Source organism: Stenotrophomonas geniculata, from assembly GCF_034508895.1.
GTDB classification, from domain to species: domain Bacteria; phylum Pseudomonadota; class Gammaproteobacteria; order Xanthomonadales; family Xanthomonadaceae; genus Stenotrophomonas; species Stenotrophomonas geniculata.
This window is the reverse complement of record NZ_CP140571.1, coordinates 2,112,754-2,125,038: the sequence shown is the minus strand read 5'-3', so window position 1 is coordinate 2,125,038 and position 12,285 is coordinate 2,112,754. Positions and strand designations below refer to the sequence as shown.

12 protein-coding genes are annotated in these 12,285 nt (G+C 68.2%); 3 read left to right on the top strand and 9 right to left on the bottom strand.

Annotated features, from left to right (window positions below):
- Positions 1–20 precede the first annotated feature (20 nt).
- Genes RI032_RS09865 through RI032_RS09855 form a run of 3 tightly spaced genes read right to left on the bottom strand, consistent with a single transcriptional unit; the run spans position 21 to position 2,426 of the window.
- On the bottom strand, positions 21–668 hold the full coding sequence (locus RI032_RS09865; protein WP_164191645.1) for a hypothetical protein: 648 nt from the start codon (positions 666–668) through the stop codon (positions 21–23).
- On the bottom strand, positions 668–1,846 hold the full coding sequence (locus RI032_RS09860) for a glutathionylspermidine synthase family protein (protein ID WP_322548204.1): 1,179 nt from the start codon (positions 1,844–1,846) through the stop codon (positions 668–670). Before RI032_RS09860 ends, RI032_RS09865 begins: the two co-directional genes overlap by 1 nt.
- 7 nt (positions 1,847–1,853) lie before the next feature.
- The gene (locus tag RI032_RS09855) at positions 1,854–2,426 is read right to left on the bottom strand and encodes a DUF1190 domain-containing protein (RefSeq protein ID WP_043402788.1); all 573 of its coding nucleotides are present in this window, start codon (positions 2,424–2,426) and stop codon (positions 1,854–1,856) included.
- A 526-nt stretch (positions 2,427–2,952) separates the two neighbouring features.
- Between RI032_RS09855 and ilvD the strand changes: the two genes are divergently transcribed.
- Positions 2,953–4,791 carry a dihydroxy-acid dehydratase gene (gene ilvD, locus RI032_RS09850; protein ID WP_191862686.1) on the top strand — a complete coding sequence of 613 codons (1,839 nt, stop codon included), beginning with the start codon at positions 2,953–2,955 and terminating at the stop codon, positions 4,789–4,791.
- A gap of 145 nt (positions 4,792–4,936) precedes the next feature.
- Positions 4,937–5,548 (top strand): hypothetical protein, encoded by a 612-nt coding sequence (locus RI032_RS09845; RefSeq protein ID WP_322548203.1) that lies wholly within the window; start codon positions 4,937–4,939, stop codon positions 5,546–5,548.
- Positions 5,549–5,605: 57 nt separating this feature from the next.
- Here the strand turns inward: RI032_RS09845 and dinG are convergent, their stop codons facing one another.
- The 3 genes from dinG to aroE all read right to left on the bottom strand — a co-directional run bounded on the left by dinG (position 5,606) and on the right by aroE (position 9,078).
- On the bottom strand, positions 5,606–7,708 hold the full coding sequence (dinG, locus tag RI032_RS09840; protein WP_057504157.1) for an ATP-dependent DNA helicase DinG: 2,103 nt from the start codon (positions 7,706–7,708) through the stop codon (positions 5,606–5,608).
- Between the two features lie 167 nt (positions 7,709–7,875).
- A complete protein-coding gene (locus RI032_RS09835) occupies positions 7,876–8,229 on the bottom strand; it encodes a hypothetical protein (protein ID WP_029379808.1) in 354 nt (117 codons plus the stop codon).
- Positions 8,230–8,232: 3 nt separating this feature from the next.
- Positions 8,233–9,078 (bottom strand): shikimate dehydrogenase, encoded by an 846-nt coding sequence (aroE, locus tag RI032_RS09830; protein WP_010482212.1) that lies wholly within the window; start codon positions 9,076–9,078, stop codon positions 8,233–8,235.
- A 48-nt stretch (positions 9,079–9,126) separates the two neighbouring features.
- Between aroE and RI032_RS09825 the strand changes: the two genes are divergently transcribed.
- Positions 9,127–9,999 carry a PD40 domain-containing protein gene (locus RI032_RS09825; RefSeq protein ID WP_049480085.1) on the top strand — a complete coding sequence of 291 codons (873 nt, stop codon included), beginning with the start codon at positions 9,127–9,129 and terminating at the stop codon, positions 9,997–9,999.
- A gap of 55 nt (positions 10,000–10,054) precedes the next feature.
- Here the strand turns inward: RI032_RS09825 and RI032_RS09820 are convergent, their stop codons facing one another.
- The 3 genes from RI032_RS09820 to RI032_RS09810 are packed head-to-tail and all read right to left on the bottom strand — an operon-like array spanning position 10,055 to position 12,283.
- Positions 10,055–10,324 (bottom strand): gas vesicle protein GvpG, encoded by a 270-nt coding sequence (locus RI032_RS09820; RefSeq protein ID WP_010482214.1) that lies wholly within the window; start codon positions 10,322–10,324, stop codon positions 10,055–10,057.
- A 32-nt stretch (positions 10,325–10,356) separates the two neighbouring features.
- Positions 10,357–11,346: a porphobilinogen synthase gene (gene hemB, locus RI032_RS09815; RefSeq protein ID WP_010482215.1), complete on the bottom strand. Its 990-nt coding sequence runs from the start codon at positions 11,344–11,346 to the stop codon at positions 10,357–10,359.
- A 19-nt stretch (positions 11,347–11,365) separates the two neighbouring features.
- Positions 11,366–12,283: a bestrophin family protein gene (locus RI032_RS09810; protein ID WP_010482217.1), complete on the bottom strand. Its 918-nt coding sequence runs from the start codon at positions 12,281–12,283 to the stop codon at positions 11,366–11,368.
- Positions 12,284–12,285 lie beyond the last annotated feature (2 nt).

The window sequence follows — 12,285 nt, the reverse complement described above, 5'->3', positions numbered from 1 at the left end:
GCGCCGGCCAGCGGCCGGCACTACCCCTGCAGCAATCGCCGCTGCAACCGCTCCACCGCACGCTGCAGCAACACCCGGTTGCGGGCCAGCTTCATCCACTGCGGCAGGCGCGAGAACATGGATCGGTGATGGCCGCGGCTTTCCCGCAACGTCGCGCTCGCGTACTCGTGCAGTGCCTGCAGATGTTCAGTGTTATAGGCCCAGAGCAGGCCCGCGCGGGTCGGTTCGACCAGGCGCAGCGGCAATCCGAAGTGCGGATCGGCAGGCTCGGCGTCACGCAACGGACGCACCACGACCGAAACATCGGTACTGCGATCACATTGCGCACATAGAGCAGCGAAGGACGCCGGTGCAGGCACGCCAGCGGGAACCCGGCGGCGCACATGCAGCCACTGATGCCCACAGAATCCACAAGGTTGGCGGCCCAGGATGTAGACCGCACCGACCCAGTCACCACTGTCCAGCGCTGAACTGCAGCCTGTGCAGCGGAATCGCGCCGTCCACCGGTAGGGTTTCCAGCTGGCGATCACCCAACCGGGGGTGTCGCAGCGATGGCAACGCACAGCGACGCGGTCCGCGAAGGCCTGCAGGCTGCGCCCGTCATCGAAATGCCGGCCCGGCACGGGCGTGGGACGCCCATGCCGGCCAGGCCAACGCCGCACCGTCATCAGACGTAGATCCGCGTCGGCGCCTCATCAACGATCGCGTGCGGCACGAAGCGCGCACTGTCGCGGGTGATCGCGCTGTCGTCCTCGCGGATACCGATGCCGCAGGCGTGGTCACCCACCACCCAGCTGCCGATCAGCGGGTAGCCACCTTCGAAGCGGGTCAGCGGATGCGCGCGCTGGATGATCGCCGGGCCGTCGTAGGGACCGTCGCTGCGCTGGGTGCTGCCATCGGCGAGGTGCATCTCGATGTTGGCGCCCTCGCGCGAGAACAGCGGCTTGCGCACCCAGCCCGAGGCCAGCGTGCTGCCGTCATCGAAGTGCGCTTCCAGCAGGTTCGGATGGCCCACGTTGCGCTGCCACAGCAGCGGCAGGATGCCCTTGTTGCTCAGCACCGCCTTCCACGCCGGTTCCAGCAGCTGCATGCCCGAACCGGGCAGCGCGCGACCGAATTCCTCGGCCATCAGGTCTTCCAGCGGGTACAGCTTGAACAGCGTGCCGATCACCGAATCATCCAGCGCGGTGAAGCGGCCGTCCTCGGACAGACCGATGTCCTCGACGGCGATGGCCTGGCCATGCAGGCCGGCCTGCGAAGCGCAGTCGCGCAGGTAATCGACGGTGCCACGGTCTTCTTCGGAACTGCCCACCGCGCTGAAGTACAGCGGCGGCGGCAGCTGTGAAGCCAGTTCGCCGAAACGCTCGACCAGCGCCTCGTGGATCGCATTGAACTGGTCGGCGTGCTGCGGCAGGCGACCGGCGTTGCGCTGGTCTTCCAGCCACTGCCACTGGAAGAAGCTGGCCTCGAACAGCGAGGTCGGCGTGTCGTAGTTCAGTTCGTACAGCTTGGCCGGGCCGGTACCGTCGTAGGCCAGGTCCAGGCGCCCGTACAGGTGTGGCTGGCGCTGGCGCCAGCTGTCGGCGATCCAGTCGCGGTAGTGCGACGGAATCGCCAGCTGGTCCATCAACCGTTCACTGGCGACGACATCGCCCACCAGGTCCAGCGCCATCTGGTGCAGCTCGGCGCTGGGGTCTTCGATGTCCTGTTCGATCTGGCGCAGGGTGAAGGCGTAGTACGCGCTTTCATCCCAGTACGGCTGGCCGTCGATGGTGTGGAAGCGGAAACCCGCCTCTTCCGCGCGTACCCGCCACTGGGCACGCTCGGCAATCCGGATGCGCTGCATGGGTCGATCAGCCGCCGTAGCTGCCGCTGGTGCTGCGGCGCGCGCTGGTGTTGCCGAAGCCACCACGGCTGGCAGTGACCGCACGGTTCGGCTCGCTGGTGACCGGCGCCAGGCCAGCCTTGCCGGCACCGATACCGCTGGCGGTGTTCAGGCCACCGGTGCCGCCCGGTGCCGGGCGCGCCCAGCCAGCGTTCTTGTCCTGGTAAGCCGGTGCCGACGCCGGCGCCTGCGGGGCGAGGCCGCCGCGGTTGCTCAGCATCTGCGACATGAAGAAGCCCATCATCATCGGGCCGATGAACGAGGTACCCGCCGAAGTGTGCTGCTGCACGCACTGTTCCGGCTTGTAGTCCTTCTCACAGGCTTCCTTGCTGGCGTACTTCGGCGCCGCATCGGCGGCCTGCTTCTGCGCTTCGGCGAAGGCATTGCGGCACGCCGACGGATCGCCGGTGGCCTCGGTGCAGGCTTCCACCGAGGTGTACAGGCCTTCCTGCACCTTCACCTCCGGCTCCTTCTGGCAGGCGGTGAACAGCAGCGGCGCGGCGCTCATCAGCAGCAGCGCGGTGGTGCGGGAACGTTTCATGGCCTCATGCCCTGTCGACGGATCAATGCCCCAATGATGCCAAATCCGGGCCAGCAACCGGAATCGGCAAAGTGGGAAAGATGAACGGCCTTTCATTTTCGTCGTTCCCCATCGTCCACGCATGGCGTGGATCCATCGTGTCGACCAAGGTCGACACCTACCAAGAGCAACGCAGAGCGCCGGCCCCGACAGATCGCGGGAAACTGTCGAAGGCGGGGTGGGTCCGCTGGCGGGGGTGTCCGCGGCATGGATGCCGCGGCCAAGCCCCCAAGGAAGGGTTTACGGCGTCCCCCGCCAGCGGACCCACCCCGCCTCCCGCAGGAAGCCCGCTGTTGCTTCGGCTGTTGCTTCGGCTGTTGCTTCGGCAGTTGCTTCGGCTGTTGCTTCGGCTGTTGCTTCGGCTGTTGCTTCGGCGGGTGCCGGGCGCAGCCCGGCCGGACCACCTCCGGTGGTTGCAGCAGCAACCGAAAAAATTGGCCATGATCGGCTGACTCCCACGTCGTACGGCCCGCCCGTTCCGCCAGCCATGCCCGAATACCGTTCCCGCACCTCCACCGCCGGCCGCAACATGGCCGGCGCCCGCGCCCTGTGGCGTGCCACCGGCATGAAGGACGGCGACTTCCACAAGCCGATCATCGCCATCGCCAACTCCTTCACCCAGTTCGTGCCCGGCCACGTGCACCTGAAGGACCTCGGCCAGCTGGTCGCGCGCGAGATCGAACAGGTCGGCGGCGTCGCCAAGGAATTCAACACCATCGCCGTGGACGACGGCATCGCGATGGGCCACGACGGCATGCTGTATTCGCTGCCCAGCCGCGAGATCATCGCCGACGCCGTGGAGTACATGGTCAACGCGCATTGCGCCGACGCACTGGTGTGCATCAGCAACTGCGACAAGATCACCCCCGGCATGCTGATGGCCGCGCTGCGCTTGAACATCCCGGTGGTGTTCGTGTCCGGCGGGCCGATGGAAGCGGGCAAGACCAAGCTGTCCGAGCACAAGCTGGACCTGGTCGATGCAATGGTGGTGGCCGCCGATGACAGCGCCTCCGACGAGAAGGTGGCCGCATTCGAGCGCAGCGCCTGCCCCACCTGCGGCTCCTGCTCGGGCATGTTCACCGCCAACTCGATGAACTGCCTGACCGAAGCACTGGGCCTGTCGCTGCCCGGCAACGGCACCACGCTGGCCACCCACGCCGACCGTGAGGCGCTGTTCCGCCGTGCCGGGCGCCTGATCGTCGAACTCTGCCATCGCTGGTATGGCGGCGAAGACCCGAGCGCGCTGCCGCGCGGCATCGCCACCCAGGCCGCGTTCGCCAATGCAATGACCCTGGATATCGCCATGGGCGGTTCCACCAACACCATCCTGCACTTGCTGGCCGCCGCGCAGGAAGCGGAGGTCGACTTCGACCTGACCCACATCGACGCGCTGTCGCGGCGCGTACCGCAGCTGTGCAAGGTGGCGCCGAATACGCCGAAGTACCACATCGAGGACGTGCACCGCGCCGGCGGCGTGTTCGGCATCCTCGGTGAACTGGAGCGCGCCGGCCTGCTCGAAACCACGGTGCCGACCGTACACAGCACCAGCCTAGCCGAAGCGCTGGAACGCTGGGACGTGGTGCGCAGTGACAACGACACCCTGCACACCTTCTTCAAGGCGGGCCCGGCCGGCATTCCCACCCAGGAAGCCTTCAGCCAGGCCACGCGCTGGCCGACGCTGGACATCGACCGCGCTGAAGGCTGCATCCGCTCGCTGCAGCACGCGTACTCACTGGAAGGCGGCCTCGCCGTGCTGCGCGGCAACCTGGCCGTGGATGGCTGCGTGGTGAAGACCGCCGGCGTGGACGAGTCGATCCACGTGTTCGAAGGCCCTGCGCGCGTCTATGAAAGCCAGGACGCGGCCGTCGCCGGCATCCTCGCGGACGAAGTGCAACCCGGCGAGGTGGTGGTGATCCGCTACGAAGGCCCGAAGGGTGGCCCGGGCATGCAGGAAATGCTGTACCCGACCAGCTATCTGAAGTCGAAGGGGCTGGGCAAACAGTGCGCGCTGCTCACGGATGGCCGCTTCTCCGGCGGCACCTCGGGCCTGTCGATCGGCCACGTCTCGCCGGAAGCGGCCAGCGGCGGCGCGATCGGCCTGGTGGAAGACGGCGACCGCATCCGCATCGACATTCCGGCCCGCCGCATCGATCTGCTGCTGGATGAGGCCACCCTGGCCCAACGCCGCGCCGACGCCGATGCCCGCGGCTGGAAGCCGCGTGCGCCGCGCCCGCGCAAGGTCACCAGCGCCCTGAAGGCGTACGCCCTGCTCGCCACCAGCGCAGACAAGGGTGCCGTGCGCAACACCGCGCTTCTGGGCGATTGACCGCCATACGGTAGTGCCGGCCGCTGGCCGGCATCTGTACTGCGACGCTCCACATCAATGAGGTTGCCGGCCGGCGGCCGGCGGCCGGCGCTACCCATCCTGATCCGTTATGGTGGTCCAGGAAGTCACCAACACGGAGGTTGAGATGATGTTGCTTTCCTTTGCGCTGGCCGCTGCCATGGGTGCAGCAGCCGAACCGCCAAAAGCACCCGACTGCAGCTACGACCGTGCAGCGATGCTGGCGATGGAACCTGGCCGGTTCGATCAGGACCTGGAAGGTGGCTGGCGCCCGTTGGCCGACCGCGGCTGTACCCGCGAAGCGGCCGACCTGCTGTCCGCCTACGGCGCACTGCCCAAAGCGGAAGGCAATGTCATCATCACGTGGCACGAGGGCCAGCTGCGCGCGGAGCTGGGGCAGACCGCGCAGGCGATTGCGCTGATGGAACGCAGCCACAAGCCAGTAAACGGGAGCGACCCGGGTTACTGGAATGCCTACGTGGACGGCATGGTCGCGTTCCTGCGCCAGGACCGCAGCGCCCTGGAGAAGGCTCGTGCGAGGCTGGTCGCGATATCGACGCCCACCGCGATGGCGGAGAACATCAAGGACGGCCGCTACCACTTCACCACCGAGGGCGGGCAGCAGGTGCAGATGCCGTGGCCGCCGAACCTGGACGTGCTTGATGGACTGCTGCGCTGCTTCGGCAAACCCTACGTGGAGGCCTATGGGCCAGGCTGCCGGAAGCCGGAGGGCGGTTGAGCGCCAGCGCGCGCGCTGGGGTCAGAGCCCTTCCTGCGGAAGGGATCCGACCCCGCCTCAGCCGATCACGCGCTTGAACGGCGGCAGGGCGTCGATGATGCGCTTGCCGTAGCGACGGGTCAGCAGCCGCGAATCAAGAATGACCACGCGGCCGGTGTCGGTGGAGGTGCGGATCAGGCGGCCGGCGAACTGGGTCAACGTGCGCAGCGCATGCGGAATGGCGATCAGGTTGAACGCATTGAGCCCGCGCCCCTCGAACCATTCGCTGAGGGTGGCGGTCTGCGGGTCGGTCGGCACCGCGAACGGCACCTGGGTGATCACCACCGTGGTGCAGGCTTCACCTGGCAGGTCGAGGCCTTCGCCGAACGAATTCAGCCCGAACAGCACCGAGCCCTCACCCGCCGCGACACGGCGCAGGTGCTCGTCGATCAGACGGGTCTTGGACATCTCGCCCTGCACCAGCACCTGCTTGCGGCGCGCGGCCGACATCAGGCCAGCCACCTTCTCCATCTTCCAGCGCGAGGTGAACAGCACCATCGAGCCCTTGGCCCAATCCAGCTCGGTGTCGAGGTAGCGTGCCACTTCGCGCGGATGGCCTTCGCGGTCATCCGGCGTGACCGGGAACTTCGGCACGATCAGCTCGGCCTGGTTGGGCAGGTCGAACGGCGACGACAGCGAAACCATCTCGGCCTCTTCGGGAATGCCGTTGTCGATCGCCAGCGATTGGAAATCGCCACCGCCGGTCAGCGTCGCCGAAGTCATCACCACCGAATCCACTTCATCCCACAGCAGCTTGCGCAGCACGTGCGCGGCCGACACCGGCGAGCCGTGCAGCACCAGGTCGCCGTCGCGGGTGGCGGTGACCCAGCGCGCCATCGGCGGCGCGCCGTCCTTGTCCTCGCGGCGCCAGGCCTGCCACAGGTTGTACTGCTGCTCGATCATTTCCAGCGCCATGCCCAGGTTGCGCTGCAGGCGCTCGCGCGCGGCATCGTCCGGCTTGCCCTTGGCGACCTGCGCGGTGGCGGCATGCGCCCAGTTGTAGAGGCTGCGGGTATCGTCAGCCAGCGCCTCGATCGGCTCGCGCCAGGCGTCGGGCAGTCGCCCATTGGCCGCGCGCCACATCGGCTCTTCGTCCGCCGGCGCCGGCATCCACACGCGCTCGATATGATCGCGGAACGCGCGCAACTGCTTGGCCACGTTGCTGGCCACTTCGATCGCTTCGTTCGGCAGCAGGTTGCCGAGGCGGTCCTTGTCGACCGCGCGGTAGGCACCGGCGATCAGGATCTGCAGGCGGCCGGTGCGCTTGGCCATTTCATCCAGCGCCAGGCTGGCCGCGCCCTGGTCGATCGCCACGTTGCCGATGTGATGGCCTTCGTCCAGCACCAGCAGCATGTCCGACGGCGGCGCGATCAACGGCTGGCCGTTGTCGCTGTCGCCGATCGACAGCGCCGACAGCAGCAGCGCGTGGTTGGTAACGACGATCTGCGCATCACGCACGGTGTTGCGCGAACGCAGCACCGCACACTGCGCCGAATAGGCACAGCGGCGCCCGGCGCAGCCCGAGGCCGGCGTGGTGATGCGGCTGCGCAGGCCGGGGCTGATGGTCTCCGGTGCGTTGTCGATGTCGCCATCCCAGCTGCCGCTGGTGAAGGCGTCGGTCAGGCGCTTGGCGATGTCCATTTCGATCGGCGCCAGCGGCCGATCAAACAGCGGCGCGTCATCCTCGAACATGCCGCCCTGCGAGCCCTCACCCTGTGCCTCGGCAGCATTGCGCGTGCACAGATAGCGGGTGCGGCCTTTGGCCAGCGCCACGGTCGCTTCCAGGCCGGTGGCCTTGAGGAAATTCGGGATATCGCGCTCCACCAGCTGCGACTGCAGCGCCACGGTACCGGTGCTGATCACCAGCTTCTTCTTGCTGGCCAGCGCGATCGGTACACCTGCGGTGAGGTAGCCCAGGCTCTTGCCGACGCCGGTGGGCGCCTCGACCACGCCGACGCCGCCGCTTTTCGACAGCGCGCGCGACACCACGCCGATCATCTGGCTCTGCGAACGGCGGGTGGAGAAGCCGGGGGTATTGGCCTGCAGCGTCGTGTACGCCTTGCGGATCGCATCCTTCAAGGTGTCATCGAGCGTGCGCGGAGCGGCAACGGTTTCGGTCACGCCGGGAAGTACCGTGGCTGGATCAGGCCGGTCATTGTCGCATGGCCGGCCACGTTCACCGCCGCTGGCACCCTGAACGGGCCAGCGACGACGCCTGGCGGCGGTCACGGTCCGGTGGCCGGACCTCTCAGGGGCCAGATACGCCGGGCATGGCCCGGCGCGACCGGTCAGGCCGCCGGGATCGTACGGCTACGCAGCAGGCGCACCAGTGCCCACACCAGCAGCACCACGCCGATGGCCTCGACCATCGCCAGCGCGAAATGCAGCACGCCGAGGATGGCGCCCATGCCCGAGATGGCGCTGAAGTTTCCACTGCTGACCAGCCACATGGGCAGGATGCCCGCCGCCAGGCCACCCAGGCTGGACAGCAGCAACAGCCCCAGGCCGACCAGGGCGCCGGTGCGGGTGGCATCGCGCGGTGCGCCGATCACCCAGACCAGGCCGATGCACAGCGCGATCAGTACCGGCAGGCGCACGCCGACCATGCTCAGCACGGTCACCATCAACGTTGTGCTGTCCATCGATCAGTCCTCGCCGGCCAGCACGGCCGAGCCCTGGCGCAGCGACTGGTAGACCTCGTCGGTCTGCGGGCGCACGCCATGCCACTGCAGGAAGCTCTCGGCCGCCTGTTCGACCAGCATGCCCAGGCCATCCACGGTATTGCGGCAGTTCGCCGCACGCGCCCAGGCCAGGAAGGCGATGGCGGCCTCGCCGTAGTTCAGGTCGACGGCGGTGGTCATCGAATTGACCAGCGACAGCGGCAGCTTGAACTCGACGTCGCGGTCGCGGCCGGCCGAGGTGGCATTGACGATCAGTTCGAAGTCGCCCAGATCACGCAGGTCTTCCCAGTAGCGGCTGATCGCGCGGCCCGGTTCGCCCATCGCGTCGATCAGTTCATCGGCGCGTTCCGGCGTGCGGTTGACCACCACCAGCTCGGTGATGCCGGCATCGAGGAAGGCCGGGGCGACGCTGCGCGCGGAGCCACCGGCACCGATCAGCAGCATGCGGCGGCCACGCAGGTCCAGGCCATGACGGTCGGTCAGGTCACGCACCAGGCCGATGCCATCGGTGGTGTCGCCATGCCAGCGGTCGCCCTTGCGCAGCAGCGTGTTCACCGAGCCGGCGCGGCGCGCACGTGCGGTCAGGGTGGAGCACACCGAGAACGCAGCCTCCTTGTGCGGCGAGGTGACGTTGGCGCCGACACCGCCTTCGGCGGCGAAGGCTTCCAGGCCGGCCAGGAACGCATCCGGCGCCAGGTCGATCGCGCGGTAATCCACCGCGATGCCTTCCTGGCGACCGAACGTCGCGTGGATCTGCGGCGACTTCGAGTGGGCAACGGGGTGTCCGAAGACGGCGTAACGGTCGGTCATGGAATCCTCAAGCTGGCTAGACTGATGCTCTTTCGTGCACGGACCCGGATGATGCGCATCACCCCGCCCCTGCTGGTGCTTGCCGCCAGTCTACTCTCTGCCCCCGTGGCGATGGCGTTGAACGAGTACGGCATCGAAGGCATGGGCGTGGTCTCGACCCGTGCCGACGAGGGCCGCGCCACGATCAGCGCCGATGGCCAGCGCATCGTGTTCGCACGCCGCGGCGAGGCGGGCTGGGGCCTGTGGCAGGCACGCATGGTCGAGGGCCGCTGGCAGCAGGCGCAGGCGCTGCCGGTGGGCGTGGCCGGCGAGGCCCGCGATCCCTACTTCAGCCGTGATGGCCGCTGGCTGCTGTTCGCGGCCGGCCGCGAGGGCGCGCTGGCGCTGTACCGGGCCACGGTGGAAGCCGACGGCCAGCTCGGGAAGGCGCAGCCCTTGGCGGGCGATGGTGGGCGCCGGGAAGAGCGCGGGCCGGCCCTGAGTGCGGACGGCAAGCGGCTGTTGTTCGCCCGCGAGCAGGGTCGCGGCGCGGGCTGGGACCTGTTCGTGGCGTCATTGGACGCGCAGGGCGTGCGTGGCCCAGCCACCGCGTTGGCCGCGTTGAACAGCGCCGACGACGAGACCGACGGCGACTGGCTGGGCAACGACGGCGCCGTGGTGTTCAGTCGTGGCAGCGGCGCGACCGCGCAGGTGTGGAGCAGCGGCTGTGCGTGGACCGGCGCGGCGCTGCAGCCATTGGGGCTGTCATTCAACCAGGCCGGCGGCTGGACCGGCGCGCCGGTGATCGACAACGCCAAGCCGGGCGAGATGATGGTTGCCAGCAGTGCGGCGAAGGCGCCACGTGCCGGTGGCGTGGATGTGTACCGGTTGGCGGTGCCGAAGGTGGCGGCGGTTGCGGGGTGCGTGCCTGCCGCCCGGTAGATGCCAACCTTGGTTGGCATGCGGGAAAGTGCCAACCAAGGTTGGCACCCACCCGTCAGCGCGACAACACCTTCGCGCGCTGCTGCTCGTACTCGACTTCGCTCAACTGGCCGTTGTCCTTGCGCTGGTTCAGCGCGGCCAGCTCGGCCTGCACGCTCTCCGGCAGGGCCTGCTCACGGGCCACGTGGCGGGCGGCGGAGAGCTGCTCCGGCGGGCGCTTGCCCGCGCGCCATGCGGCGATGAAGACACCGACGATGATGGCGCCGAACACCAGCGTACCGATGCCCCAGATCAACCATTGCATCCATCCCAGTTCGGGTCCCATCGCGCAGTCCTCCGTCTATCGTGGCGCTATTGTCAGCGCTCGCGCAGCCATCGCGCCACCTGCGGCGCGAAATAGGTCAGCACGCCGTCGGCACCGGCCCGCTTGAAGCCCAGCAGCGACTCCAGCACGCAGGCGCGCTCGTCCAGCCAGCCGTTGGCGAAGGCGGCCTTCATCATCGCGTACTCGCCACTCACCTGATAGGCGAAGGTCGGCACGCCGAACGTCTCCTTCACCCGGCGCACCAGGTCCAGGTACGGCATGCCCGGCTTGACCATCACCATGTCGGCGCCCTCTTCCAGGTCCAGCGCGATCTCGCGCAGGGCCTCGTCGCCGTTGGCCGGGTCCATCTGGTAGGTCTTCTTGTCGGCCTTGCCGAGGCTGGCCGCGCTGCCCACTGCATCACGGAACGGACCGTAGAACGCCGAGGCGTACTTGGCCGAGTACGCCATGATGCGCACATTGATGTGGTTGCCGGCATCCAGCGCACGGCGGATCGCGCCGATGCGGCCGTCCATCATGTCCGACGGCGAGACGATGTCCACACCGGCCTCGGCGTGCGACACCGACTGCTTGACCAGCGCTTCGACCGTGATGTCGTTCAGCACATAGCCCTTGTCATCGATGATGCCGTCCTGGCCGTGGGTGGTGTACGGGTCCAGCGCCACGTCGGTCATCACTCCCAGCTCCGGGAAGCGCGACTTCAGCGCGCGGATCGCACGCTGCGCCAGACCGTCCTCGGCCCACGCCGCCGACGCATCCAGCGACTTCAGCGACGGGTCGATCACCGGGAACAGGTCGATCACCGGAATGCCCAGCTCCAGCGCTTCTTCGGCCACCTTCAGCAGCTCTTCGATCGACAGCCGCTCCACGCCCGGCATCGACGGAACTGCGGTGCGGCCGGCCAGTTCGTGCACGAACACCGGGTAGATCAGGTCGTCGGTGGTCAGCGTGTTCTCGCGCATCAGGCGGCGCGAGAACTCGTCATGGCGCATGCGGCGCGGGCGGTAAAGCGGGTGGGACATGGCAGGCTCCGAGGAGTGGCTATTGCAACAGGTAGCCCTGCGGCAGCAGGGGTTCGGGCAATGGGCGTTCGCCGAGCGCGTCGAGCTGGTCGATCTCGATCGTGCGCACCAGCGCGTCCAGCGGCAGGTCGTTCGGCTCCAGGCCGAACGGGTCTTCCATTTCTTCGCCCAGCTGGTCCAGGCCGAAGAAGGCGTAGGCCAGCACCGCCGACAGCACCGGCGTGCCCCAGCCCAGCGAACTGGCCAGGCCGAACGGCAGCAGCACGCAGAACATCCACGCGCAGCGGTGCAGCAGCAGGGTGTAGGCGAACGGCAGCGGGGTGGTGAGGATGCGCTCGCAGCCGGCCTGGATCGACGACATCGCGTGCAGGCGCTCTTCCAGCTGGGTGTAGAGGATCGGGTCGAGGTCACCGGCGCGCAGGGCCTGGGCCAACTCGGCCGCGATCATCGACAGCAGCGCGTCGGGCACGTTCTCACGCTGCCCGAGTTGTTCGCGCTGGCGCTTGTCCAGCCACGGCAGGGCCATCAGCGCCACGATGCGCCCGCGCAGGCGACCGGCCAATGCATGGGCGAAGGCGGTGGTGAGATAGGCGATGCGGCGGCGACGGCCGGTGTCATCGGCCAGCAGCAGGTTCACCTGGCGGGCCAGCGAGCGCGATTCGTAGACCAGCTGGCCCCACAGCTTGCGGCCTTCCCACCAGCGCTCGTAGCAGGCGCTGTTGCGGAAGCTGAGGAAGATCGACAGCACCAGGCCAAGCAGGGTGAACGGCGTGACCGACACGCGTTCGATGCCGGTGGGCGGCGCCAGCTCGACCACCGCGGCCACGGCGATGGACAGGATCAGGATGGCCAGCACCTTGGGCGCGATCGCTTTGACGATCGAACCGCGCAGGATGTACAGCAGTTGCCAGCCGTGGGGACGGGGTCGGATGATCATGG